The 24,228-nt window shown below is 64.0% G+C and carries 22 protein-coding genes; 2 read left to right on the top strand and 20 right to left on the bottom strand.

Annotated elements, in window-relative coordinates:
- Window positions 1-24: 24 nt before the first annotated feature.
- Genes HWX53_RS16255 through HWX53_RS16225 form a run of 7 tightly spaced genes read right to left on the bottom strand, consistent with a single transcriptional unit; the run spans window position 25 to window position 7,573 of the window.
- Entirely contained in the window at window positions 25-1,026 is a 1,002-nt protein-coding gene (locus HWX53_RS16255; protein WP_175942677.1) for an ABC transporter permease, read from the bottom strand.
- A complete protein-coding gene (locus HWX53_RS16250; protein WP_175942675.1) occupies window positions 1,023-2,558 on the bottom strand; it encodes a sugar ABC transporter ATP-binding protein in 1,536 nt (511 codons plus the stop codon). The genes HWX53_RS16255 and HWX53_RS16250 overlap by 4 nt, the downstream gene beginning before the upstream one ends.
- Before the next feature lie 56 nt (window positions 2,559-2,614).
- Window positions 2,615-3,748 carry a sugar ABC transporter substrate-binding protein gene (locus tag HWX53_RS16245; protein WP_175942673.1) on the bottom strand — a complete coding sequence of 378 codons (1,134 nt, stop codon included), beginning with the start codon at window positions 3,746-3,748 and terminating at the stop codon, window positions 2,615-2,617.
- 59 nt (window positions 3,749-3,807) lie between these two features.
- Window positions 3,808-4,476, bottom strand: a complete 669-nt coding sequence (locus HWX53_RS16240; RefSeq protein WP_175942670.1) for a class II aldolase/adducin family protein — start codon at window positions 4,474-4,476, stop codon at window positions 3,808-3,810.
- A complete protein-coding gene (gene mtnA / locus HWX53_RS16235; RefSeq protein WP_175942669.1) occupies window positions 4,473-5,552 on the bottom strand; it encodes an S-methyl-5-thioribose-1-phosphate isomerase in 1,080 nt (359 codons plus the stop codon). The genes HWX53_RS16240 and mtnA overlap by 4 nt, the downstream gene beginning before the upstream one ends.
- An 11-nt stretch (window positions 5,553-5,563) precedes the next feature.
- The gene (gene mtnK, locus HWX53_RS16230) at window positions 5,564-6,832 is read right to left on the bottom strand and encodes an S-methyl-5-thioribose kinase (protein ID WP_175942667.1); all 1,269 of its coding nucleotides are present in this window, start codon (window positions 6,830-6,832) and stop codon (window positions 5,564-5,566) included.
- Window positions 6,833-6,877: 45 nt separating this feature from the next.
- Complete coding sequence (locus HWX53_RS16225; protein WP_244140150.1) at window positions 6,878-7,573, bottom strand: GntR family transcriptional regulator; 696 nt, start codon at window positions 7,571-7,573, stop codon at window positions 6,878-6,880.
- 364 nt (window positions 7,574-7,937) lie between these two features.
- Between HWX53_RS16225 and HWX53_RS16220 the strand changes: the two genes are divergently transcribed.
- The gene (locus tag HWX53_RS16220) at window positions 7,938-8,648 is read left to right on the top strand and encodes a Crp/Fnr family transcriptional regulator (RefSeq protein ID WP_175942665.1); all 711 of its coding nucleotides are present in this window, start codon (window positions 7,938-7,940) and stop codon (window positions 8,646-8,648) included.
- Here the strand turns inward: HWX53_RS16220 and HWX53_RS16215 are convergent.
- The 4 genes from HWX53_RS16215 to HWX53_RS16200 are packed head-to-tail and all read right to left on the bottom strand — an operon-like array spanning window position 8,645 to window position 12,766.
- Window positions 8,645-9,304, bottom strand: coding sequence for an aspartate/glutamate racemase family protein (locus HWX53_RS16215; RefSeq protein ID WP_175942664.1), 660 nt, complete (start codon window positions 9,302-9,304; stop codon window positions 8,645-8,647). The genes HWX53_RS16220 and HWX53_RS16215 overlap by 4 nt on opposite strands.
- A gap of 30 nt (window positions 9,305-9,334) precedes the next feature.
- Window positions 9,335-10,858, bottom strand: a complete 1,524-nt coding sequence (locus HWX53_RS16210; protein WP_175942663.1) for a sugar ABC transporter ATP-binding protein — start codon at window positions 10,856-10,858, stop codon at window positions 9,335-9,337.
- On the bottom strand, window positions 10,855-11,796 hold the full coding sequence (locus HWX53_RS16205; RefSeq protein ID WP_175942662.1) for a sugar-binding protein: 942 nt from the start codon (window positions 11,794-11,796) through the stop codon (window positions 10,855-10,857). The genes HWX53_RS16210 and HWX53_RS16205 overlap by 4 nt, the downstream gene beginning before the upstream one ends.
- A 40-nt stretch (window positions 11,797-11,836) precedes the next feature.
- Window positions 11,837-12,766 (bottom strand): ABC transporter permease, encoded by a 930-nt coding sequence (locus HWX53_RS16200; protein WP_244140192.1) that lies wholly within the window; start codon window positions 12,764-12,766, stop codon window positions 11,837-11,839.
- Between the two features lie 288 nt (window positions 12,767-13,054).
- On the opposite strand from HWX53_RS16200, the gene HWX53_RS16195 reads away from it, so the two are divergent.
- Window positions 13,055-13,948 carry an NAD(P)-dependent oxidoreductase gene (locus tag HWX53_RS16195; protein WP_175942661.1) on the top strand — a complete coding sequence of 298 codons (894 nt, stop codon included), beginning with the start codon at window positions 13,055-13,057 and terminating at the stop codon, window positions 13,946-13,948.
- 59 nt (window positions 13,949-14,007) lie between these two features.
- Here the strand turns inward: HWX53_RS16195 and HWX53_RS16190 are convergent, their stop codons facing one another.
- Genes HWX53_RS16190 through HWX53_RS16150 form a run of 9 tightly spaced genes read right to left on the bottom strand, consistent with a single transcriptional unit; the run spans window position 14,008 to window position 24,064 of the window.
- Entirely contained in the window at window positions 14,008-14,910 is a 903-nt protein-coding gene (locus tag HWX53_RS16190) for an SMP-30/gluconolactonase/LRE family protein (protein ID WP_175942659.1), read from the bottom strand.
- Between the two features lie 27 nt (window positions 14,911-14,937).
- Window positions 14,938-15,882, bottom strand: coding sequence for a 3-hydroxyacyl-CoA dehydrogenase (locus HWX53_RS16185; protein WP_175942657.1), 945 nt, complete (start codon window positions 15,880-15,882; stop codon window positions 14,938-14,940).
- A gap of 19 nt (window positions 15,883-15,901) precedes the next feature.
- The gene (locus HWX53_RS16180; RefSeq protein ID WP_175942655.1) at window positions 15,902-18,001 is read right to left on the bottom strand and encodes an ABC transporter permease; all 2,100 of its coding nucleotides are present in this window, start codon (window positions 17,999-18,001) and stop codon (window positions 15,902-15,904) included.
- A gap of 11 nt (window positions 18,002-18,012) precedes the next feature.
- Complete coding sequence (locus HWX53_RS16175) at window positions 18,013-19,536, bottom strand: sugar ABC transporter ATP-binding protein (protein ID WP_175942653.1); 1,524 nt, start codon at window positions 19,534-19,536, stop codon at window positions 18,013-18,015.
- Window positions 19,537-19,547: 11 nt separating this feature from the next.
- Window positions 19,548-20,675 (bottom strand): sugar ABC transporter substrate-binding protein, encoded by a 1,128-nt coding sequence (locus tag HWX53_RS16170; RefSeq protein WP_175942651.1) that lies wholly within the window; start codon window positions 20,673-20,675, stop codon window positions 19,548-19,550.
- A 39-nt stretch (window positions 20,676-20,714) separates the two neighbouring features.
- Complete coding sequence (locus HWX53_RS16165; RefSeq protein WP_175942649.1) at window positions 20,715-21,494, bottom strand: N-acyl homoserine lactonase family protein; 780 nt, start codon at window positions 21,492-21,494, stop codon at window positions 20,715-20,717.
- 13 nt (window positions 21,495-21,507) lie between these two features.
- Window positions 21,508-22,440 (bottom strand): 3-keto-5-aminohexanoate cleavage protein, encoded by a 933-nt coding sequence (locus HWX53_RS16160; protein ID WP_175942647.1) that lies wholly within the window; start codon window positions 22,438-22,440, stop codon window positions 21,508-21,510.
- 15 nt (window positions 22,441-22,455) lie between these two features.
- Window positions 22,456-23,262, bottom strand: a complete 807-nt coding sequence (locus HWX53_RS16155) for an SDR family oxidoreductase (protein WP_175942645.1) — start codon at window positions 23,260-23,262, stop codon at window positions 22,456-22,458.
- A gap of 46 nt (window positions 23,263-23,308) precedes the next feature.
- The gene (locus HWX53_RS16150; RefSeq protein ID WP_175942643.1) at window positions 23,309-24,064 is read right to left on the bottom strand and encodes a GntR family transcriptional regulator; all 756 of its coding nucleotides are present in this window, start codon (window positions 24,062-24,064) and stop codon (window positions 23,309-23,311) included.
- Window positions 24,065-24,228 lie beyond the last annotated feature (164 nt).

Here is a 24,228-nt window from a genome sequence, read left to right as displayed (position 1 = left end):
CGTTATTCGTTGACGTCGCGTGTTTCACAGCTTGCGTCGCTGGCTCAGCGCATCCAGCAGGACTGCGGCGAAGATCACCCCGCCCTGAATGAATTGCGTCCAGAACGGATTCACGCCCAGCAGCGACAGGCCGACGTTGATCACCCCGATCAGCACGACGCCGATGAACGTGCCGACGATCGAGCCGCGCCCTCCTGCGAGCGACGTGCCGCCGATCACGATGGCCGCGATGACCTGAAGTTCCAGACCGTTCGCCGCCGACGGCAGCGCGGAATTCAGCCGTCCCGCGAGCACGATGCCCGCGATCGCCGCCGTGACACCCGCGAGCATGTACGTGAGAAACACGACGCGCCGCACCGGAATGCCCGCGAGCCGCGCGGCCTCCTGATTGCCGCCGACCGCGAACACTTGATGACCAAACGTGGTCTTGCGCAGCAATACGTGGCCGATGACGAACACGACCAGCATCACGATCATCGGCATCGGCAGGCCCGCGATGGCCTTCGCGCCGAACGCGGTGAACGCGTTCGGAAAGTCGAACTTCGTGCGACCGTCCGAAATGGCAAGCGTGAGGCCGCGTGCCATTGCCATCGCAGCGAGCGTCACGATGAACGGCACGAGTCGCAGCCAGGAGATGGCGAAGCCGTTGATCGCCCCGACCGCCGCGCCCGTCGCCAGCGCGATGAAGAGCCCGCCTATGCCGAGCCCGACCGCATCCGGGCTCGATCCCGCCATGAAGGTCGCGGCGACCATGCCGCTCAGCGCGACGAGCGATCCCACGGAGAGATCGATGCCCGACGTGATGATGACGAAGGTGCCGCCGACCGCCGCGATGCCCACGACGGACACTTGCACCATGATGTTGGTGAGCGTGCTCGTCGTGAGGAATTCCGGCGATGCAATCGACAACGCCACGCAGATGATGACGAGCGCCGCGAACAATGGCCCGATGCCGCTTCTCAGTTGACGGATCACGCGGCGCGACAGCGCTTCGGTGTCCGCCCGGTTGGCTGCCGTGGATGTCATGCCCCTGCTCCTGTCGTTGCCCATTGAATCACCGTTTCGGAGTCCGCTTTGTCGCGGGCTATTTCGGTCACGATGCTGCCGCGATACATCACCAGCACGCGATCCGACATGCCGAGCAGTTCCGGCAGTTCCGAGCTGACCATGACGACCGCCGCGCCCGCGCGGGCCATCGCCACCATATGCGCGTAGATCTCCGTTTTCGCGCCCACGTCGATGCCGCGCGTCGGTTCGTCGAGCATGATGACGGCGGGATTCGTCGCCGTGGCGCGTCCGAGGATGACCTTCTGCTGATTGCCGCCCGAAAGCGTGCCCGTGATTTGCAGCACCGATGAGGCGCGCACGCCGAAGCGCGTGCTCGCCTCCTGCGCGAGCTTGCGCTTTCTCGCGCCGCGCACGAAGCCGCCGCTCGCGAGCGCCCTGAGACTCGACAGCGCAATGTTCTCTTCGATGCTGGCATCCAGCACGAGCCCTTCGAGCTTGCGATCTTCCGACGTATAGACGAGCCCGTGACGAACGCCTTCGGTCGGCGAATGATTCGAGACCTTCCTGCCTTTCACGAAGATCTCGCCATGCGTGGCGGGCAGCGCGCCGAAGATGGTCTTCAGCAGTTCGGTGCGGCCCGCGCCCGCGATGCCCGCGATGCCGACGATCTCGCCCGCGCGCACCGTGAAGCTCGCGTTGCGCAGCAGAGGCGCGCTCGCGAGGTTGCGCACTTCGAGCACGACCTCGCCGTAATCTCGCGGCTCCCACGGATAGAACGATTCGAGATTGCGCGCGACCATCGCCTGCACCAGTTCGGCTTCGGTCCATTGCGACATGGGACGCGCGCCCACGGTCGCGCCATCGCGCATCACGACTGCCGAATCCGCCAGCTCGAACACTTCTTCCAGATGGTGCGAGATGAAGATGATGCCCAGTCCTTCTTCGCGCAGGCGCCGCACGACCGCATACAGGTTCTCGATGTCGTGGCTTTGCAGCGCGGCGGTCGGCTCGTCCATCACGAGAATGCGCGCGTCGCGTGCGATAGCCTTGGCGACTTCCACGAGTTGCCGCTTGTTGAGCGGGAGATCGCCGAGGCGCATCCACGGCGCCACGTCGTCGAGCCCCACGCGCGAGAGTGCCTCGCGCGCCATCGCATGCGCCTCGCGTTGCCTCACAAAGCCCTTGCTCGCGGGCATGCGGCCGAGAAACAGATTCTCCGCGACCGTCATGTCGTTGATGAGCGAGAGCTCCTGATAGATGACGGCAACACCTGCGTCGATGGCGGCGTTCGTGCCGCGCGCAAGCGGCTTGCCGTCGATCTCGATGTCGCCTTCGTCCGGCTCATAAGCGCCCGAAAGCGTCTTCACGAGCGACGACTTGCCTGCGCCGTTCTCGCCGACGATCGCCATCACATGTCCGGCCTGCAATTCCAGACTCACGCCGCGCAGCGCCTTCACGCCGGGAAAGCTTTTGACGATGCCCTGCATGCGCAGAAGCGGCGCCTTCGTGCTCGAAGGCGCGCGCGTGCGCGGTTCGGTTTCGACTGTCATGTTCGCATTCCGCTCGCGGCCGCGCGCCCTGAAGCAAGCGCGGCCGCCGGTTGGCCTTACTGCTTCACTTCTTCGGACCAGAGGCCGTATTGCTTGACCGCGTCCGAGTCGATGTTCGACTTGTCGATGAGCATGGTCGGCCACGCATAATTCGCGGGGACGTCCTTCTTCGCGTTGAAGTCCGCGATGAACTGCAACGACTTCGCCGCCATCTTGATGGGGTTCTGCGAGATGGTCGCGTCCTGCTTGCCCGCGCGAATCGCGGAGAGAGCCTGTGCCGTCCCGTCCGCGCCGATCACCATGATGTGCGCCTTGTCGTCGAGCGGCTTGTAGCGCCCCGCGTTGTCGATGGCTTTTTCCGCGCCCACGGTGTTGTCGTCGTTGGCGCCAAATACCGCGTCGATTTGCGGATACTTCTGCAGGATGTTGGTCATCGCGTTGAGCGACTTCTCCTGGTCGAATGCGCCTTCCTGGCGAGCCACGACCTTGATGTCCGGATACTTCGCGATCTCGTCGCTGAAGCCCTTCTCGCGATCGGTCGCCGCCGTGGTGCCGACGAGACCGATCAGGTCGACGACGTTGCCCTTCTCCGAGCCGTATCGCTTCTTGAGCTGCTCCGCGATCCACTTCGCCGCCGTCTGGCCGAGCGCGACGTTGTCCGACGCGACGAAGGACGTCACCTTGCCGCCATCCGATCCGCGATCGAGCGTGAAGACGGGAATGTTCATCTGGTTCGCCTTCTCGACGGCCGGGATGATCGCTTTCGAATCGATCGGATTGAGCACGAGCGCCGTCACGCCCTGACTCAGCAGATTGAGCGCATCGTTCACTTGCTGCTGCGCATCGCCGTTCGCGTTGGTCTGCACGAGGTCGAAGTTCTGATCCTTCGCGCCGCGCTCGACGCCGGCCTTCAGGCCCACGAAGAACGCGTTGTTCAACGTCGCGATCGAAAAGCCGATCTTGGGCTTGGCGCCGCTCGCGGCGGCCGCCGCCGGGGCGCTCGCCGCTGCGCTTGCCGGCGCGCTTGCCGGCGCGCTCGCGCTTTCGCTGGCGCTCTTGGCGGCACTGCTGCCCGACGATGTGTTTTCGCTCTTGTTGCATCCCGCGAGCGCGGCGGCGCAAAGCAGCAGCGCCCCGGTGGATTTGCCGAACGTTCCCCAACTATCGAATCGTGCAGAACTCCAGGCCATCACTGTCTCCTTTGTATGAGTTGTTCATTGCCGTTAGCTTCAGGTCGTGTCGCGGGGTTTCAATCGTCCTTGCTGCGCTTGCCGTACGTCTTGAATCGTTCCAGCACGTCGTCCATCTGCTCGTCGCTCAGGACAGGCGGCGTGCCGAGTTGCAACGCGAGCAGATATTGCCTCGCGAGCACTTCCACTTCATGCGCGAGCCACACGGCGCGCGCGAGATCCGCGCCGAGCGCGACGACACCGTGATGCGCGAGCAGACACGCGCGTCTTCCTTCCAGCGCGGCGAGCGCATGGTCCGATAGTGCCTGCGTGCCGAAGAGCGCATACGGCGCGCAGCGTATCGACGCGCCGCCCGCCGCCGCCACCATGTAGTGAACCGCCGGGATATCGCGGCCGTGAATGGCGAGCGCCGTTGCCGCCGTCGAGTGCGTGTGCACGACCGCATGCATGTCCGGGCGCGCGCGCAGCAGATCGCGATGAATACGCCATTCCGACGAAGGCCGTTTCGAGCGAAGCACGTCATCGTCGTCGCGCACGTGAAGCGGCAGATACACGATGCTCGCGGCATCCAGCTCGCGTGCCGGAACGCCGCTCGGCGTAATCAGCAAGCCGTCGCCCAGACGCGCGCTGACATTGCCCGACGTGCCCTGGTTGATGCCGAGGCGTTCCATTTCGAGCGCCGTTTCCACGATGCCCCGGCGCAGCGTGTCCTCATCCGTCGCGTTCATGCCGCGTTGCCTTCGGCGGCAAAGAGGTTTCTGAGCGAACGCTCGAACGGCGCTTCGACGATGCCCCGTTCCGTGATGAAGCCGGTGACGAGGGCGTGCGGCGTCACGTCGAAAGCCGGATTGCGCGCCTTGATGTTGTCCGGCGCGATACGCTGCCCGGCGAGATGCGTGACCTCGGTTCCCGAGCGCTCCTCGATCTCGATGCGCTCGCCCGTCGCCGTCGAGAAATCCAGCGTCGAAGAGGGACACGCGACATAGAACGGTATGCCGTAGTGGCGCGCGGCGATCGCGAGCCCCAGCGTGCCGATCTTGTTCGCGAAGTCGCCGTTCGCGGCGACGCGATCCGTCCCGACGATCACGAGATCCACGAGACCCTGCGACATGATCGAAGCCGCCGCGCCATCCATGATGAGCGTCACGTCGACGCCCGCCTGCTGCAACTCGAACGCCGTGAGACGCGCGCCTTGCAGCAGGGGCCGCGTTTCATCGGCGAAGACGTTGAATGCGACGCCCGCGCGATGCGCCGCGTAAATCGGCGCCGTCGCCGTACCTAGACCGGTGGTCGCGAGCGCGCCTGCATTGCAGTGCGTGAGCACGCCGCTGCCCGGCCGGATGAGGGACATGCCATGCTGGCCGATGCCTTCGCATAGCGCGATGTCTTCCTCGTGGATGCGCTTCGCTTCGTCGACGAGCACGTCGTAGAGCGCCGCGCCATCCTGCGCGTCGCATTCGCGCGCGCGCCGCACCATGCGCCTCAGGCTCCAGCTCAGATTCACCGCGGTGGGACGCGCGCTGTCGAGCCACGCGGCACGCCGTTCGAGTTCCGCTCGAAATCGCGCCACGGGCAACGCGCGCGCATCCTGCATTGCGACGCATAGCCCATATGCCGCCGCGACGCCGATGGCAGGCGCCCCGCGCACGCGCAGTTCGTGGATGGCCCGCCACACGGCGGCGGCATCGGCGACATGCTCCACCACGATCTCGTGCGGCAGCCGCGTCTGGTTCAGCAGCAGCAGTTTGCCGTCACGCCACTCGATGGTGGGCGCGAGCGCAGGAAACAAGGGCTGCGAATTCATTCATGCTCCAGTCAGCGTTGTTCGACGGCCTCGCGCTGCATGTCGCGCGCGAGCAGGGTGACATCTTCGATGCCGGTCAAAGCGGCGCGCTGCACGAGCAGCGCTTCGGCGCAGCGCAGGCAGCGCACTTCGATCTGCGCGCGGACATGGGCGTCGGGAATGCGCGTGATCTCCGCGACCTTCGCCATGCCGACGATGCGCCGGATCATCTTGGAGCCCGCGAAGCCCAGCGTGTCCGCCAGAAGCCGCCGCATGAAGTGCGTGCGGTATGCGTCGGCCGCGCGGCTATCCGCCGATCCGCCGATAAAGGGCCGGCCGCTTCGGCTTTCGTGATCGCGCCAGAGCGCGAGGAACTTCGCGCTGAAGCCGTTCCAGATCCGCGCCGTCTGATCGAGCAGCCATTCCTGATACGCGCCGGGTTCGCCGCCATCGACGCGGCCGTGATAATCGCGCGAGAAATACGCAAGCAGCAGGTTGGCGATCAGCGCGCCGATGTCGAAGCCCATCGGCCCGTAGAAGGCGAACTCCGGGTCGATGACATAGGTCTCGCGCTCGTTGACCATGATCGAGCCGGTGTGCAGGTCGCCGTGCAGCAGCGTTTCCGCATGATTCATGAAGGCCCATTTCATGTCGGCGGCGGCCAGGCGCAACGCATCGTCGGTGCGCAGGCGTTCGAGCGCGGACCTCGGCAAGGCCGCGCTGTAGACGTTCGACGGATGGTCTTCGAACGGAAACGTGAACACGAGGTCTTCAGTGATCTTGCACAACTCCGCGTTCACGGCGGCGCCCACGGCCTGCTTCTTGATGTCGGGCGCGAGATAGAGATCGGAGCCGAAGAAGAGCGTCTGCGCGAGATACGTCGACAGATGCTCGGCCATCAGCGGATACCGCACGCCGTCCATGAGCCCGTGCCGCAAGATGCGATGCGACGAGAGATGCTGCATGACCATCAGGAAGCGCTTGCTGTCGGCGTGAAAGACCTGCGGCACATGCTGCGGGCACAACGCGCCGAAGCGTCGCAACGCCGCGACTTCATGCTCCATGCGCTGGCAGGACAGCGGCCAGTTCTTGCCGACGAGCCGCAGGAACGGCGGCGCTTGCTTCACGACGACGCTGCGCTCGCGCGCCTTCGCATTGGTCACGAAGTACACGAAGTTGAGATTGCCGTCCCCCACTTCGACGATCTCCAGATCATCGGGATCGCCCAGCCGCGCGCGCACTTCGGGGATGCCGCCGAGGTAATCGGCAAGTGCGGCTGCGGTAAATGCTTCGAACTCCATCGGTGTCTCCTCCGATGTGTTGAGCGCGCAGGTCAGCGGAACGCTTCAGCGACGTTTGCGCACCAGGTCGAACTTGAAGATGCTCGTGTTGTAGTAGTCGTTGCTATAGCAAAGCGGCTCGCCGCTCTGATCGAAATCTACTTCGTCCAGCAGCAGAAACAGACCGAAGCCATCGCCCAGTTCGGGCAGATCGCGCGGCGTGAGGATGGTCGGCTGTATCGACGTATGCGTGTGGGACAAACGGCGCCCGGTACGCGCGAACATGCCGAAGAGCGACTCACCCAGTTCTCCGTCCGCGGCATCGAACAGCGTCTTCGGGATGGTGTCGATGCAGTACGCGGCAATGGCGTCGTCCGCGCGGCGCACGCGCTCGATCCGCACGCATTCGTCGCCTGCCTCGATACCCAGCTTCTCCGCAAGACTCTCCGATGCCCCGACGATGTCCATGCGGATGCGGCTCGTCGACGGTACCGCGCCGACACTCTTGATCATGTCGGTCACGGACATCAGATCATCCAGCCCGCCTTGCAGCTTGAGCGAAATTTGTCTGATGAACGTTCCTCTGCCTTGCACGCGTTCGAGCAGTCCATGCGAGATCATTTGCGCGACCGCTTCGCGCAGGCTCGAACGCCCCACGCCCAGCAGCTCGCATAGCTCGATTTCCGTCGGAATCTGGTCGCCGGGCTTGAGCTTGCGCTCGCGGATCATCGTAAGAAGCGACTCCTGGATCTTGTCGCTCATCGAACGCTCGACGCTTAAACGCATGGGGCTCCCGCAGGTCTCATGAGGTCAAATATACATCAGACGTCTGATGTTCTTGTCGGGATTTTCCCTTAGCCGCATGCGTTCGTCCACTTGAGCGACATTCCGCGCCTGCAGCATTTTTCGTCACGCAATCCCGCCCGCGCTGGCGCATGCGCTCGTCGCATTGCAATAACGCGCATCGCTTCATGAGGAAAAAAATGCGGTGCAACGCACGCGGCATGAGAGACCGACCGATGCTTGCGTGTGTAGAATGAGCCGTCCTGAAATACGGCTCCGCATGCGCCACGAAACGAGCGCCCGGAAAGAGAGCCGATCGAAAGGCAACCCCAAGGAGACGGCAATGTGGTTTGTCGGCAAGAGCGAACTGCTTTCACTCATCCAGCGCAATTGCCTCGACGAGGTAATGCCCGCGTTCAGCGATCACCGCACGCTGCGCAAGAACACCATCGTTTATCGCCCCGATGAGTCGAGCGAGCACGTCTATCTGTTGAAGAGCGGCAGCGTCAGGCTATACCGGCTGACCGAGGACGGTCAGGAAATCACGCTGGCGTTCGTAAAGGCCGGCATGATCTTCGGCGATGGCGACGTGCTGAATCAGGCGAACTATTCGCATCACGCACAGACACTCGCGCCGAGCATGGTCTGCTTCATCCGCAAGCAGGATTTCAAGGACCTGCTCGCGCGCTACGACGTCATCAACCAGTTCGTGCTGCGCAATCACTATCTGCGCTGGCAGGAAGCGCAGCAGTTGATCGAGAACCTTTCGCTGCACGACGTGCGCAAGCGGCTCACCAACATCCTCGTGATGTTCTCGGGACAAGTGGGCATTGCGTGCGATTACGCCGATCAGGGCGATGCGATTCTCATCGACCTGCCGATCGCGCAGGACAAGCTCGCGGAATTCATCGGCACGTCGCGCGAATCGGTGAACCGGCATATCAGCGAGCTCAAGGCCGAAGGTCTCGTCGACATGCGCGAACGCAAGATCGTGCTGACGCCCGCGTTCGTTTCGCGCTTCATCGGCAGAACGCACGCGCTCGCGACGGCTTAAGCGTTATTCGCGAGCGCCCGCTTGACGGCGGCCACGCCGCTTTGCGGGCTCGAAAGCACCGGCACCGCCAGCGAGCCGAGCGCGGGCACGAGACGCGCCATCGACACTTGCGCCAGCACGATCACGTCGACGCGATCGGCCAGTTCGATGATCGCGCGTTTCACGATGTCGTCGTGCCGGCCCGCGTCGCCGGCGAGCAGCGCCTCGAATGCGCCTTGCGCGATGCATTCGGTCACGTCGACCTGCCGTCCGTGCTCGGCCGCCTTGCTGCGAATGAGACGGACGGTGGGCTCGAGCGTGGTCGACACCGTCGCGACGACGCCGACACGCGCGCCGAGCGCGCTCGCTTCTTCGGCCATCGACTCGTCCACTTTGACAATGGGCGTGCGAATGAGGCCGCGAAGCAGATCCGTCGCTTCGCCGACCGATGAACATGCATTCAGGATGATGTCCGCGCCCATGCCCTGCGCGCTCGACATGTACGCATAGAGACGCGCGGTCACTTCGGGAGTCAGGCGCCCTGCTGCGCGCACATCGGTAAGCAGGCTGTCGTCCACGATATTGATGACGCGATCGCCCGGCAACTGCTCTGCGAATTGCGCCTTGAGCGGCTCGACGGTAACGGGCCCGGTATGCACTACGACGATCTTTACCATGCTTCTCTCTAACGTTTGAATGAGTGATTGTCAGGCAGTGGCAAGCGCCATTACCTTCTCTTGAGTGGCTTCCTCGCGGCGCAACTCGCCGCTAATGCGCCCCTCGCGCACGGTCAGAATGCGATCGCTCACGGCGAGTACCTCCAGCAGGTCCGACGAGATCACGATCACGCCGATGCCCTGCGACGCGAGCCGCGCAATGAGCGCATGCACTTCGGCCTTCGCGCCGATATCGATGCCGCGCGTGGGCTCATCGACGATCAGCACCTTGGGTTGGCGCGCGACCCACTTCGCGATGACGATCTTCTGCTGATTACCGCCGCTCAGGTTCACCACTTTCTGCTCGACGCCCGGCGTCTTGATGCCGAGCATGCGCACGTACTCCGCGCAACTCGACCGCTCGCGCGCCTGCTGCACGAACTGGAACGGCGAATAGCGCGAGAGATGCGTGAGGCTGAAGTTCTCGCGCACGCTCATGCCAAGTACGAGGCCTTGCGCCTTGCGGTCCTCGGTGACGAAGCCGATGCCCGCGCGGATCGCATCGTGGGGATTGCGGATCGCGACTGGCTTGCCCTCCATCAGAATCGAGCCGGTTGACGGGCGCATGCCGAAGATCATCTCCATGATCTCGGTGCGTCCCGAGCCGACGAGCCCCGCGATACCCAGCACTTCGCCGCGATGCAGCGTGAAACTGATATCGCGTATGCGTGCATCGGCGGACTTGCTCTGCCTGAGCGAAAGATCGCGCACTTCGAGCACGGGATGGCCCGTCGCGTGCGATTGCGGCTCGCCATAGAGCTCGCTCAACTCGCGGTCGACCATCTGACGCACGAGCGTTTCACGCGTCACGCGCTCGATCGGCATGGTGCTGACCGTGCGGCCGTCGCGCAGCACGGTCACGCGATCCGCGAGCTCGAAGACCTCTTCGAGCCGATGCGAGATGTAGACGACGGCAATGCCCCGCTCGCGCAAGCGCTTGACGAGTCCCAGCAGCACGCTTGTTTCGTGATGACTGAGCGATGCGGTCGGCTCGTCCATGACGATGACCTTCGACTGCGCGGACAGCGCCTTCGCGATCTCGATCATCTGCCGCTGGCCGACGCTCAGTTCGCTCACGCGCGTCGCCGGATCGACGTCCATGTCGATCATCTGCAGCACCTCGCGCGCTTCGCGATGCATGCGTGCGCGATCGATGAGGCCGAAGCGCGTAAGCGGCTCCTTCGCCAGAAAGATGTTCTCGCCGACCGTCAGATTCTCGACGACCGCCAGTTCCTGATAGATGATATTGATGCCGAGCGCGCGCGCATGATTGCTGTCCGCGATCGTCACTTCGCGACCTTCGACGAGAATGACGCCGCCGGGATCGGGCGCATACACGCCTGTCAGCACCTTCATGAGCGTGCTCTTGCCTGCGCCGTTTTCGCCGGCGAGCGCGAGCACTTCGCCCCTGTAGATTGCCAGATCGACGTGGTCGAGCGCCTTCACGCCGGGAAACGTTCTGGAGATGCCGCGCATCTCCAGAAAGGGCTTCGTACGGTCGCCGGCGGGTGTCATTTGGTGTAGCTGCCGATGTTGTCCTTCGTCACCACCGTGACGCCCGTGTCGATGTCCTTCTCCTGCGTTTCCTTGCCCTGTATCTGCGCGACCAGATGCTGAACCGCGAGGGAGCCCATCGTCACCGGACGCTGCACCATGATGCCCTGAATATAGCCATCTCTCAGGCCCTTGAGCGTATCCGGAAGGTCGTCGAAGGCGAGCACTTCGAGCTTGCCTTTCATCGCGCCGAATTCCTTCGTATTGAGCACCTTCGCCACCGCCGGGCCGCCGACCTGACTCACGCCGAAGATGCCGTTCAGGTTCGGATGCGCGCGCAGCGTCGTCTCGACAACGGACACGCCGCGCGCGAGGTCGTCATCCGTGCCCTGCGTCTCGACGATCTTGATACCGGGGTACTTCGCGAGGCCCTTCTTGATGCCGGCGATGCGCTCGTTGAGATTCACCGCGCCGAGCTGCCCCGTCACGATCGCGACCTCGCCCTTGCCGTTCAGCGCACGGCCCATCGTGTCGGCCATCGTCTCGCCTGCCTGCACGTTGTTCGTGCCGATGTACATCGAGCGGCCGCTCTTCGGCGAATCCGAATCATAGGTCAGGACCTTAACGCCGCTTTGCGCGGCCCGCTTGATGACGCCTTCGACCGATTTGGGCTCGTTCACGGAAATGGCGATGCCATCCACGTGACGCGAGATGAGGTCTTCGATGATCTGCACTTGCGTCGAGCCCTGCGTGTTCTGCGGCACGACCCATTGATACTTGACGCCGGCCTTGTCCGCGGCGGACTGCGCGCCCTTGTTGCAGTCGTCGAAGAACGGCACCGCGACCTTGGGAATCACGGCGACCGATATGTCCTTTCCCTCCTTTGCGTGTGCAGCGCTGCCGAGCGTGGCGCAAAGCGCGAGCGTCAAGCCCGCGATGATTCTTGGCGTGGTCTTCATGCTTCGTCTCCCGTTATGGTTTCTGTCGATCAGGCTCAATTCAGGGCCCTTTGCGGCGCACGCGCCATATGTCGATGCTCACCGCAATCAGGATCACGCAGCCGGTAATGGCCTGCTGCGCATAGGTATCGATGTTGAGAAGCACCACGCCGTTGGTGATGATGCCGGCGAGCGCCGCGCCGATGATCGCGCCTTCGACGCTGCCCGCGCCGCCCGAAAGACTCGCGCCGCCGATGGCCGCCGCCGCGATCACGTCCAGTTCCGCGCCGAATCCCGACGCCGGTTCCGCCGACACGAAGCGCGAGAACGCGATGACGCCCGCCATCGACGCGATCAGTCCGGACAGCACGTACACCGAGAATTTCACGCGGGCGGTGCGCACGCCGGACAATCGCGCGGCCACTTCGTTGCCGCCCGTCGCGTAGACGTGACGGCCGAAGCGCGTCTGTCGCATGACGACGGAGAACACGCCGGTCATGGCGAGCAGGATGACGACCGGAAACGGCACGAAGCCGATATAACCCTGCCCGATGTACGTGAACGCATCCGGCACGTCAGGCGTAACCGGTACGCCCTTCGTGATGATGTACATGAGCCCGCGCCCGATCGACAAGGTGCCGAGCGTCGCGATGAAGGGCGGCAACTGTATCCACGTAATCATCAGGCCGTTGAAGCCGCCGACGATCACGCCGACCGCGAGCCCCGATAGAACCGCGGCGAATGCCGTCATGCCGTGCTGAAAGGCGAGCGCCGTCACGAGCGACGACAGCCCCATGACGGAGCCGACCGAGAGATCGATGCCGCCCGTGATGATGACGAGCATCATGCCGATGGACATGAGCGCCACGAGCGAGAATGAGCGGAACACGCCCATCAGGTTATTGGTGGTGAGAAAGTACGGCGAGAACGCGCTGATCAGCAGTCCGACCAGCAACACCACGGAGAGTACGTTCAGCTCGCGGATGCGCATACAGGCACGCAGCAGTGCCACCCCGCGTGATGACTGCGGCTGCGGCTCATCCGACGCTTTCTTCGACGCTTTGTTCGACGATAGTGCGCTCACCGATCGCTCCTCCGTTCAGGCTGAGGCCGATCATAGGCGCGACGGAAACGGCAAATCTGTGACGCGCGTCATAGTCGGGCATCGGGGATGACCCGTAGAACAACTCGCGCGCCGCTATGACGCGCGTCACAGAAATGGAGCGCCAAGAACGGCTACGATGCGCGCACACACTTATCGAATTCAAAGGAGCGCAGCATGACGAAGCGAGTGATTGTGACCGGCGGTAGCGGCCTGGCCGGCAAGTGGGTGGTGGAGGATCTGGTCGCGCACGGTTATGAAGTGCTGAACGTGGACCGCGTGCCCATGGCGAAGGGCACCGCTCGCACGCTCATTACCGACATCACCGACGCGGGACAGGTCTTCAACGCGCTCGCATCCACGACGACGCCGAAGGAGTTCGACGACGACATCGAGCCCAAGCCGATCGACGCCATCGTGCATTTCGCGGCGATTCCGCGCATTCTGGTCACGACCGACAACGAAGTCTTTCGCATCAACGTTATGGGCACCTACAACGTGCTCGATGCGGCGTCGAAACTCGGCATCAAGAAGGTGATCGTCGCATCGAGCGAGACGACATACGGCGTGGTGTTCGCACACCGGCATCGCGACCCCGTGTACTTCCCGCTGGACGAAGAATATCCCGTGGATCCGATGGACAGCTATGCCACGTCGAAGGTCATCAACGAAATCACGGCGAAAGCGTTTCACGCCCGCACGGGCGCGGATATCTACTGCTTTCGGATCGGCAACGTGCTCGATCCCGCCGATTACCAGAAATTCCCGGCGTGGCTGGAGAATCCCGCGTTGAGAAAGCGCATTGCATGGAGCTACATCGACGGACGCGACCTCGCGACGGCCGCGCGCCTCGGTATCGAGAAGGACGGTCTGGGATTCCAGGTCATGAACGTCGCCGCCGACGACGTCTCGTCCGATCTGCCCACCGCTGAATTGCTGAAGCGCTTCTATCCGAACGTGCCGGTGAAGAAGCAGTTGGCGGAATCCGAAACCCTGCTCAGCAACGAGAAGCTCAAGCGCTTGCTCGGCTGGCAACAGGCTTACAAGTGGCGCGAGCAGGTGGCGAAGTAAGGCGCAAGCGGCGGAGCGGAGCGCGGGTCATCGCGTTGCGCTCCGCCGCATAGCAGCATTCATCCAGCGAAACGCGGCTCGGGAAGCCCTCGCACGCCGAGTCCTGTCACCGCGAACAATCCGCCTTTGTCCTGCTCTTTCTGCGGAATGCCCCACATGGGCCGGCCCATGGTCGATACGTACAGGGTGTCGAGATTCGCGCCGCCGAACATCACGCTCGTCAGATTGCGCACCGGAAACGGCACGACGCGATCGAGCTTTCCATCCGGCGAGAAGCGCAGGATGCGCCCACCGAACACCAGCGCCGACCAGATATAACCCTCCTCGTCGACAGTCGCGCCATCGAAGGTGCCCGCCATGTTCCGGGCCGATGCAAAAAGCCGCTTGTTCGAAATGCCGCCCGTTTCGATGTCGTAGTCGTAGGCGTACATCTCCTTGCTGTAAGTGTCCGTGAAATAGAACGTGCGATTATCCGGACTCCAGCACGGACCGTTCGAACAGGTGATGCCACTGTCGAGCCGCGTCACGCGGCCATCGGTGTCAAGCCGGTACAACGCGCCGCTGCGCGTCGAACGCTGGCCGCGATCCGCGAAATAGCGGTCGAAGTCGTAAGCCATCGTGCCCGCGATAAAGCGGCCGCGCCGATCCACCTTGCCGTCGTTGAAGCGCGTCTCGGGATCGTCGGATTCGGGATCGGCGATGAACTCGACGGTCTGCGACTCGAAGTCGTAGAAATGCAGACCGTTGGCGAGCGCCACGACTGCGCCACCCTTCTCGCGCAACGCCATCGAGCCGATATGATGCGGCACGAAGTAACGCGTGACCTCGCTTCCATCCGCACGGCAACTGTAGATTTCGGCTGCCGTGCTGTCGATCCAGTAGAGCCGATCTTCGCGCACGTCCCAGAGCGGTCCTTCGCCCAGGTGATTATTGGCATCGACCAGCAAGCGTACTTCGGGCATCGTCGTCTCCTTGATGGGTTCGTTCTGTCAGTCGTTCTTGTTCTTCTCGGCGCGCCGGTGCGCGAGCAGCGCCATCAGACGGCGATCGCGCCACCGGCTGCGCGCCTCGATCTGGTCGGCCGGAAGCTGCTCGCGGCGCTGCTTGTGCAGCCTGGCGATGGCTTCTTCGGACCACGAGAACGGCACGCGCGTATCCGCGATGCTGCGATAGGTGCCGCCGTAGCGCGACGCATAATCCGCCACGCCGCCGGGCGCGTTCAGGTCGATGGTTTCGAACGGGCCCATGAACGACCATCGCATGGCAAGCCCATCGCGCATGACCGTGTCGAGATCGGCGGCGCTCGCGTAGCCCTGCTCGTAAAGGCTCAACGCCTCGTCGAGTACCGCTCCCTGAATGCGGTTCAGCAAGAAGCCCGAGATTTCGCGGTTCACCGTGACGGGGCTCTGTCCTGCTTCCTCGTAGATCGCGCGCGCGCGTTGCAGCGTCTCTTGCGACGTCCACGGCGTGCCGCAGAGCTCGACGAGCGGCACGAGCGACGGCGGATTGACAGGATGCGCGACGAGGCACCGCGCGCGACCCTCCAGGCCTTCCGTGAACGTCGACGCGGGCAGCCCCGATGTGGAACTGGCGAGCAGCGCTTCGGGCTTCGTCAGGCGGTCGAGTTCGGCGAACATCGTGCGCTTCACTTCCACGATCTCGGCGATGTTCTCCTGCACCAGATCCGCGTTGGCCACCGCTTCGGCGAGCGAATCGCACGCCTCGATGCGCCCGACGATACGGTCCACGCTCTCGTCGATCAGGCCGAAGGAAGCGAAATCCTCGACGCTCTCGCGAATGGCGGGGATCGCGCCCGACAGCATGTCTCGCGACGCATCGTGGATTTTCACGGTAAAGCCGCTGCGCGCGAACACGATCGCCCATGCGCGGCCGATCCGCCCCGACCCGATCACCGCTATCTCTCTCGTGCTCATATATTTCGCTCTCCTTATGTCAGGCGCGTTTGTCGCGCAGCGTGATGACGGCAGCCAGCACGACCACTCCGTTGATGATGTCGCGCACTGCCGGCGGAACCGTCGTGCCGGCGAGCAGCGTGCCCAGCGCCGTCAGCAGCAGCGCGCCGCCGAAGACGCCGAGATAATGGCCGCGTCCGCCGGTGATGAGCGCGCCGCCCACCACGACGACCGCGATGGACGGCAGTAGGTAAGGATCGCCCATGCCGAGGAATGCCTGCGAACTGAAGCCCGCGAGCAGCAGCCCGACGAGCGCCGCGCACACGGCCGAGACGCAGTACACGGCAATCAGGACCGCGCCCACGCGCACGCCCGAGAGCTTCGCCGCGATTTGCGAGTTGCCGACTGCATAGATGCGGCGTCCGAACGGCGTGCGATGCAAAAGCAATAGCGCGAACGCGAGAAACACCGGCACGCTCCACGCGGCGAGCGACAGCGGCCCGAGCCGGCCATTGGTGAAGTCGCTGACCGCCGACGGCGCCCAGCCTTGCGGCGAGCCGTTGCAGTAGATGAGCGTCAGGCCTTGCAGCAGTCCGTTGGCCGCGAGCGTGACCACGATAGGCGGCAGCCCGAGCATGACGACGCCGATGCCGTTGAAAAGCCCCACGAGCACGCCTACGCCCAGCACGACCGGCACGGCCCACGCGGCCGCGCCATTGACGCCGTGCGTGAGCCCCGTCAGCAGCACGCCGGAGAGCGTGATGAGCCACGGCATCGACAGATCCAGGCCGCCGGTCAGGATTACCGCGCCCTGGCCGAGCCCGAGAATCGCGAGGAACAGCGTGAGCGTGAGCAGGCTGCTATAGAAGTTCGCGCTGAAGAGCACGCCCGGCCCGTACACAACGCCCGTGACCGCAACGACTCCGATGAAAAGCAGATAGGCGGGCAGCACATACTTCGCCCATTCGCGATTGCGCTCGATCCAGTCGCCGATCGCGCGGCCCTTGAGCTCCGTGTTCTCGATCGGGCGGAAGTCGTTCACCTGGAACGTCACGCGCCGCGCCCGCGTGTCGCTCGTGACGCGCGTGCCTGTTCGCACCGCCTTCAGCCACTGCGCCGCGTGACGCATGGACTCACGCGCCGCCGATTCCTTGCCGATCGACGCACCGAGCACCGCGAGAATCAGAATCACCGCCTCGGCGATCGTCGTGAAGAACGCCGATACGTTCAGCACCAGCAGGATATTCACGGTGATCATCAGCGTCATCGCGGCGAACACGGTGCCGACGCAGCCGCCGCGCCCGCCGCCGAGCAAGGTGCCGCCGAGCACGACGGCAGTGAACATCGACAGCAGCAGCGGACGGCCCACGAGCGGATCGGCGGAACCGGTCTGCGCCGACACGTACAGCCCCGCCGCCGCGTAGAACATGCCGGCGAGCGCATACGTCGCCATGCGATAGCGTGTCACCGGCATGCCGTTGGCGAACGCGCCGTCGGGATCGCTGCCGAGCGCGTACAGGCCCACGCCGAAGCGCGTGCGCTTCACGAAGGCCCAGATCAACAACGCGACGATCAGGACTCCTGCTGACATCGGCAATTTCTCGGGAATCAGATCGGACGTGAGGAATGCGCCGAACTGCTCGCCGACACTGCCGCCCGGCTTGTTTTGAATCAGGAGCGTCATGCCCTGCACCATGAACATCGTCGCGAGCGTGACGACGATGGACTGCAGGCGGAACCAGGCGATCAGCGCGCCGTTGACGAGCCCGATGCCGCCGCCGATCGCGATGATGAGCGCCGCGCCCATCCATTGTTCGAGCGGCGTGCCTTGCACGAATCGCACTGCAAGCACATTCGCGAGCGAGACGACCGCGGAGGCCGACAAGTCGAAGCCTCCGGTCAGCACGACGATGGTCTGTCCGATGGCCGCGAGCGCGAGCGTCGTCGCGCTGGAAATGACCGAGCCGAGGTCGTACATGCCCACCGGCGTCGCGGACAGCGCAACCCAAGCGGCCAGCATGGCGCACAAAGCGCCGAACGCAATGATCAGCCCGCGATGATGGTCCAGACGCGCGCCCCATCCCGTTCCCGTGCCCGGCTTGACGGTCTCGCTGTCGGGCGACGCAATGGCTACCTTCATGGAAGCACCTCTCAAGTCGAAAGCATCTTGCGCATCACGTTTTCTTCCGTGAGCGCGTCGCCGGAAAGCTCGCCGACATTGCGGCCGCGATACATCACCGACACGCGGTCGCAGACGTTGACGAGCTCAGGGACATCGGTGGAATAGAACAGCACGGAACCGCCCGCCGCCGCGAAAGCGCGCATCAGCACGAAAATCTGATGCTTGGTGCCGACGTCGATGCCGCGCGTCGGATCGAACATCAGCCACACGCGGCTTTGCGTGAGCAGCCATTTCGCCATCGCGATCTTCTGCTGGTTGCCGCCCGAGAACGACAGACACGGCTTATAGAGCGCGCGCGGATTGACTTCCATCTGCGCGAGCGACGTGCGGATGGCGGCCTGCTCGCGCTTGCGGTCGATGAGCCCGAAGCGCGCATAACGACCGATCACCGGCAGGGACACGTTGTCGCCGCCCGCCAGCCGAAGGAACAAGCCTTCGGTCTTGCGATCCTCCGGCAGAAAGCTCGTCGAAACGCCCGCCTTGAGCGAATCGGCGGTGGAGGTGAGCGTGACCGGCTTGCCGTCGATGAGGATTTGCCCGTCGTCGACATACGTCGCGCCGAACAGCGCTTCGAACAGCTCGCGCTGCCCCATTCCCTGCAACGCGGCAATGCCGTGCACCTCGCCAGGCTTGAGCACGAGATCGAAGTCGGTCACCACGCCGTCCACGCGCACGCCGCGCGACTCCATCGCAGGCGGCTTCGGCGCCGCTTCACGCAGCGCGGGCGGCTCCATCTTCGGCGGATACTTCGCTTCCAGCGATCTGCCGATGACGAGCTTAATTACTTCGTCATCCGTAATATCGGCCGCATCGAACTCGCCGACATCGCGACCGTTCCGATACACGGTAAGGCTGTCGCAGAACTCGCGCACTTCCTGCATGCGGTGCGAGATGAACACGAAGGTCACGCCCTTCGCCTTCAGTTCATCGATGCGGCGCGACAACCACGCGACGTCCCGCCCGGAAAGCGCGGACGTGGGCTCGTCGAGCAGCAGCACTTGCGGCCCGCGCACGATCGCCTTCGCGATCTCGATCTTCTGTCGCACCGGCAAGGACAGGTCGCGGATATACGCGCCGGGACGCACGTCGGAGAGTTCGAGCTTTTCCAGCCACTCCGACGCCTGCCGCTGCGCTTCGCGCTTCTTGATGCGCCCGAAGAGACCCGTCGGCTCATACGACATCAGCAGGTTCTGCGCGACCGTGAGATCGCGCACCAGCGTCATTTCCTGAAACGCGGTCTGCACGCCCGCCCGATGCGCGTCCTTCGGTCCGCGCATGGCGACTTCCGCGCCCATCACGCGGATGTTGCCTTCGTCCGGCTGCATCAACCCGGACAACAGCTTGACCGTGGTGGATTTGCCGGCGCCGTTCTCACCGAGCAGCGCGTGCACCGCGCCGCGCTTCACGCGGAACGACGCACCGTCGAGTGCGACCGTCGCGCCGAAACGCTTCGTCACGTTCGATAGATCGATCGCCAGAGATGCGTCGTTCATGATGAGCGCCCTTAGTCCTGGTTGCCCGTGAGCGCCGCGTTGAAGCCGACTTCCTTCGTGTCCTCGGAGTAGATGTCCGCGAACCAGCCCGGCGGCACCTTGTCCGGGCTGAAGGCCGTGCAGCCCGCCTTCAGTTCGTCGATGCTGCCGGTCTTGCACAGCTTCGACTGGCCGTTCTCCACGAGCGGCAGCTTGAGCGTGATGTGCTGCGGGAAGTCCTTGCCGTCGAGCTTCGCGACAGCCATCTTGAGCGCCATCGCGCCGGAATACGGCGGCGCGCCATACGAGATCGACCGGTAGCCGATAGAGCGATACGCGCCCTGTCCCTTGACCTCGCCCGGCGGCAGCATCTGCACGCGATGCCCGTTCGACGATTCGCCCGCGCACGGCTTGATCTTGTCGTCCGCGATGCCCGCGTCGAGCTGCATCGACGCCGCCGTGAAGCATCCGACCTGCATCCACAAGCCGTCGATCTTGTCCCAGCTATTGGTGGCGAGAATCTTCGAGAGTTCGGTCTTGGCCGTCGCCTGGCTCCACATGCCGGTGCCTTCCGCGACGATCTTGATGCCCGGATACTTCGCGAACACGGCCTTCGCGGCTTCGGTGCGCGCGCGGTCCACCGAGGTGCCCGGCACGCCGTTGATCATCACGATGTTGCCCTTGCCGTTGATCGTCTTCGCGAGCCATTCCGCGGTCACGGTGCCGGCCTGATGCTGGTCGATGTTCACGTTGTGCGCGCACGGCTCGGTCACTTCGGCGTCATACGCCGCGACGACCACGCCTTTCGAACAGGCATTCTTGATCGCGCGATTCAGCGCAGTGGGCGAGATCGGATAGATGATGATGGCCTTCGCGCCCGCCTGCACCATCGAGTTGATCTGCTGAATCTGCTTCTGCGCATCGGTGCCCGCGACCTGCACTTCGAGATCGACCTTATCTTTAAGCGCCGGCGTGTTCGCCATGGCCTTGACCATGTTCGCGGCTTCCGTCTGCCAGTCGTTGCCGACGTAGCTCATCGACAGAAACACCTTGTATTTGCCCGCTGCGTGCGCGCTACCCGACATCGCGAGCGCCGTCGCCATCGCGAGGCCGAGCGCTGCCCGGCCCGCATGACGGATCGTATTCGTCCATGCTTTCATGTCTTCCTCCGCTGGTTGTCTTCTTGACTGCTTTCGGACTTACGCCTCTTTCACTACATGCGGCAAGCGCGCGCTCGCCGGCAATGCGATGCCCGCGCTTCCCGGCACGACGTTGGGATCGTGTCCGGGAATCACGAAGTCGGCGATCTGGCGTATGCGCGAGAGCGAGCCCATCTCGGCAAGCGTCTCGTGCACGATGCCGACCGGCACCAGATCGACGATGTTTTCCATGCAGTTCGCGCAATCGCCCGCGATCAGCACCACGCCTTCTTCCGTATCCACGGCGACGGACTGATGGCCCGGCGTATGACCCGGCGTCGGCACGACGCGCACGCCCGGCACGATATCGGCGACGCCGTGCACGAACTGCCAGCGGAAGTACGCGAGCGGCTCGCGGCCGATCAGAAACTCCTGGTAATACGTGGCCTGCGTCGGCAGCGGGCGACCCGCGTATTCCCATTCCTGCGCCTGCACGATGAATCGCGCGTTCTTGAAGAGCGTATTGCCGCCGGAGTGGTCGTAGTGCAGGTGCGTGTTGATGACGATATCGACCTCGTCCGCGCTCCAGCCGACGTATTCCTTCAGCGCGCGTTCCAGCCTTTCTTCCGGCGCCTGATCGCACGGGCAGACGAAGCTGGAAACCCAGCCCGGATCGTGTATGCCGGTATCGACCACGATCTTCTTGCCCGCGCCGACGATGGCCGTGGACCACACCGGCACCTTGATCTGCTGGCCGAAGTAACGGCCATAGACTTGCGATGACCGATCGACGGTGAGCCATCCCGTCGGCATCGCGACGACTTTCAGCTTCGCGCTCACTGTGCGCTCCCGGTCAGAAGTTGGTGTTGTCGGCGCCCTTCAGTTGCAGCATCTGGCGCGCTTCAGCGGGCGTCGCGATATCGAGCGACAACCCTTCGATCACCTGTTTGATCTTGCGCACCTGCGCCGCGCTCGAATCGGCGAGCTTGCCGGGCTCGATCCACAGCGAGTCTTCCAGTCCGACGCGCACGTTGGACCCTTGCGCGACGCCGATAGACCCGAGCGCGATCTGGTTGCGGCCCGCGCCGAGAATCGACCAGACGTAATCGCTGCCGAAGAGGCGATCGGCGGTTCGCTTCATGTGCGCGAGGTCTTCCGGATGCGCGCCGATGCCGCCCAGAAGCCCGAACACGCTCTGCACGAAGAACGGCGGCTTCGCCAGCCCGCGATCCACGAAATGCGCGAGGTTGTACAAGTGCGAGATGTCGTAGCACTCGAACTCGAAGCGCGTGCCGTTCGCGCCGCACGAAGTCAGGATGTATTCGATATCCGCGAACGTATTCTTGAACACGAGATCGCGGCTGTTCTCGAGATGCTTGCGCTCCCAGTCGTGCTTGAGCTCCTTGAAGCGATCGAGCATCGGATAGAGGCCGAAGTTCATCGAGCCCATGTTCAGCGACGCCACCTCCGGCTGGAAGTGATGAGCGGGCTTCAGGCGCTCGGCCACCGTCATGTGCGGGCTGCCGCCGGTCGTCAGGTTGATCACGGCATCGGTTTCCGCCTTGATGCGCGGCAGGAATTCCTGAAACACGGCGGGGTCCTGCGTCGGACGGCCATCGTTCGGATCGCGTGCGTGAAGGTGGATGATCGCGGCGCCTTCCTTGGCGGCGGCGAGCGCGGCATCGCCGATTTCCTGCGGCGTGACCGGCAGATACGGCGACATCGACGGCGTGTGAATGGCGCCGGTCGGCGCGCAGGTGATGATGACCTTGCGTTTCGTTGCCATGGAATCCTCGTGCGTTTAGAGAACTTCGACGTTGCCGCAGACCGAGATAGCCTGTCCCGAGATGCCGCTGCCCGCAGGCGAGCACAGAAAGAGCGCAGTGGCCGCGACTTCTTCCGGCGTCGTCATGCGGCGCAGCGAAATCTTGGCGAGATATTGCTTCTCCATCTCCTCGTAAGAGAGATTGAGCTGCTTCGCACGCGCGTCGATCACCCGCTCGATGCGCGGGCCTTTCACGATGCCCGGCTGGATCGCATTGACGCGTATGTTGTCGGGACCCAGTTCGATCGCGAGGCTCTTGGTCATGCCGACCACGGCCCATTTCGTCGCGGCGTAAGGCGTGCGGAAGGCGTAGCCGAGACGCCCGGCCACCGAGGACAGCGCGATGATCGTGCCGCCTTCCCTCGCTTCGCGCAGCAGCGGCACCGCGCGGCGCGCGAAGTAGAACTGCGCGTTCAGATTGACATCGACGGTGTCTTCCCACGCCTTGACGTCGATCTCGTCGATGCCGCTGGTCGGCCCGGCAATGCCGGCGTTGTTCACGAGCACATCGAGCCCGCCGAGCTGGCTTTGCACGTCCGCGAACACGCGCTCCACCGCGTCGCGATCCGAGACATCGGCGAGCGTCGCCGTGATCGGATTCAACTCCGCGCCCGCTTCTGCGTGGGCGAGTTCGTTAATCGCTTGCTGGCTTGCATCGCATACATGGACGCGCGCGCCTGCATCGACGAACGCCCGCGCGATCACGAGCCCGATGCCCGATGCGCCTCCGGTGATGAGCACGCGCAAGCCCGCGTGCGGCTTCAGCATCTGCAGAACCGTCATTGTCCGTCTCCGTTTGTTTTCATTCGTTGTACGAATTTTCTTCGATTCAGGCCTGCGCCAGATTGCCGCCGCCGTCGTCGCTTGCTTCGTCGCTCGTGGCGCTTTGCAGGCGCTCCTGCAAATCGGCCGCGGCGTCGCCGATGTCTTCCTCGATACCGGCGCGCGCACCCTCGCCGTCGCCGCGCCACAGCGCCTCGACGATATGACGATGCGCGGCCATCGAACGGCGCATGTGGGGAATGTCGGGCGCGACGAGGTTGAGAAACGGCCCGATGCGCATCCAGAGGTTCTGGATCGTCGCCTGGGTGATTTCGCTCGCGCCGTGCGCGTAGATCGCGCTATGGAATCTGAAGTTGCTGCGCAGGTAGGCGGCCACGTCGCCCGCTTCCACGTGAGCATCCATCTCGTCGAAGATGTCCTGTAGCGAAGCGAGATGCGAGCGGGTCATCCGCGAAGCCGCGCGTTTGGCCACCGCGCCTTCGAGCGCGATGCGCACGTCGCGGAGTTCTTCGAGCAGTTCGAGCGTCATCGGCGGGACCATGAGCGCGCGGCCGGGTCCGTCGATCAGCGCGCCTTCCGCCTGCAAGCGGGTGAGCGCGGCGCGTACCGGCATCGTCGACGAGCCGACCGCTTCCGCGACGCTGCGCAGGCTCAGCAACTGCCCCGGCGCGAAGCGTCCCGTCATGATCGCTTCCCTCAACTGCGTGTAGACGCGGCTCGCCATCGTCTCTCGTGCAACCAGTTCGAGTGCCGGTAAGTCCGGTGATGCGCGAGTCGCCACGAGAAGACCTCCCAAAGGCATGCCGGTTGTCGTTGTGATGTGTGATCACACCGCATGGAACGCAGTTTGGGCAGAGTGCGCGGACGAGTCAACTAGGTGAAAACGCCGAGTCGTTTGCTATCTCGGGTCGGCCACCGTCGCGGTTCGTTGTGGCGCGTAGCGGTTTGTTCAGGGCGAACGCGCTC

The sequence above is a fragment of the Caballeronia sp. BCC1704 genome, from assembly GCF_902833455.1.
Taxonomy (GTDB): domain Bacteria; phylum Pseudomonadota; class Gammaproteobacteria; order Burkholderiales; family Burkholderiaceae; genus Caballeronia.
The sequence above is the reverse complement of the archived record's forward strand: the minus strand, read 5'-3'. Positions and strand labels throughout refer to the sequence as shown.

Excerpts from the sequence above, each read along its gene's own strand:
- HWX53_RS16255 (WP_175942677.1), bottom strand. The coding sequence starts at position 1,026 with ATGACATCCACGGCAGCCAACCGGGCGGACACCGAAGCGCTGTCGCGC.
- HWX53_RS16250 (WP_175942675.1), bottom strand. The coding sequence starts at position 2,558 with ATGACAGTCGAAACCGAACCGCGCACGCGCGCGCCTTCGAGCACGAAG.
- HWX53_RS16245 (WP_175942673.1), bottom strand. The coding sequence starts at position 3,748 with ATGGCCTGGAGTTCTGCACGATTCGATAGTTGGGGAACGTTCGGCAAA.
- HWX53_RS16240 (WP_175942670.1), bottom strand. The coding sequence starts at position 4,476 with ATGAACGCGACGGATGAGGACACGCTGCGCCGGGGCATCGTGGAAACG.
- mtnA (WP_175942669.1), bottom strand. The coding sequence starts at position 5,552 with ATGAATTCGCAGCCCTTGTTTCCTGCGCTCGCGCCCACCATCGAGTGG.
- mtnK (WP_175942667.1), bottom strand. The coding sequence starts at position 6,832 with ATGGAGTTCGAAGCATTTACCGCAGCCGCACTTGCCGATTACCTCGGC.
- HWX53_RS16225 (WP_244140150.1), bottom strand. The coding sequence starts at position 7,573 with ATGAGCGACAAGATCCAGGAGTCGCTTCTTACGATGATCCGCGAGCGC.
- HWX53_RS16220 (WP_175942665.1), top strand. The coding sequence starts at position 7,938 with ATGTGGTTTGTCGGCAAGAGCGAACTGCTTTCACTCATCCAGCGCAAT.
- HWX53_RS16215 (WP_175942664.1), bottom strand. The coding sequence starts at position 9,304 with ATGGTAAAGATCGTCGTAGTGCATACCGGGCCCGTTACCGTCGAGCCG.
- HWX53_RS16210 (WP_175942663.1), bottom strand. The coding sequence starts at position 10,858 with ATGACACCCGCCGGCGACCGTACGAAGCCCTTTCTGGAGATGCGCGGC.
- HWX53_RS16205 (WP_175942662.1), bottom strand. The coding sequence starts at position 11,796 with ATGAAGACCACGCCAAGAATCATCGCGGGCTTGACGCTCGCGCTTTGC.
- HWX53_RS16200 (WP_244140192.1), bottom strand. The coding sequence starts at position 12,766 with ATGCGCATCCGCGAGCTGAACGTACTCTCCGTGGTGTTGCTGGTCGGA.
- HWX53_RS16195 (WP_175942661.1), top strand. The coding sequence starts at position 13,055 with ATGACGAAGCGAGTGATTGTGACCGGCGGTAGCGGCCTGGCCGGCAAG.
- HWX53_RS16190 (WP_175942659.1), bottom strand. The coding sequence starts at position 14,910 with ATGCCCGAAGTACGCTTGCTGGTCGATGCCAATAATCACCTGGGCGAA.
- HWX53_RS16185 (WP_175942657.1), bottom strand. The coding sequence starts at position 15,882 with ATGAGCACGAGAGAGATAGCGGTGATCGGGTCGGGGCGGATCGGCCGC.
- HWX53_RS16180 (WP_175942655.1), bottom strand. The coding sequence starts at position 18,001 with ATGAAGGTAGCCATTGCGTCGCCCGACAGCGAGACCGTCAAGCCGGGC.
- HWX53_RS16175 (WP_175942653.1), bottom strand. The coding sequence starts at position 19,536 with ATGAACGACGCATCTCTGGCGATCGATCTATCGAACGTGACGAAGCGT.
- HWX53_RS16170 (WP_175942651.1), bottom strand. The coding sequence starts at position 20,675 with ATGAAAGCATGGACGAATACGATCCGTCATGCGGGCCGGGCAGCGCTC.
- HWX53_RS16160 (WP_175942647.1), bottom strand. The coding sequence starts at position 22,440 with ATGGCAACGAAACGCAAGGTCATCATCACCTGCGCGCCGACCGGCGCC.
- HWX53_RS16155 (WP_175942645.1), bottom strand. The coding sequence starts at position 23,262 with ATGACGGTTCTGCAGATGCTGAAGCCGCACGCGGGCTTGCGCGTGCTC.
- HWX53_RS16150 (WP_175942643.1), bottom strand. The coding sequence starts at position 24,064 with ATGCCTTTGGGAGGTCTTCTCGTGGCGACTCGCGCATCACCGGACTTA.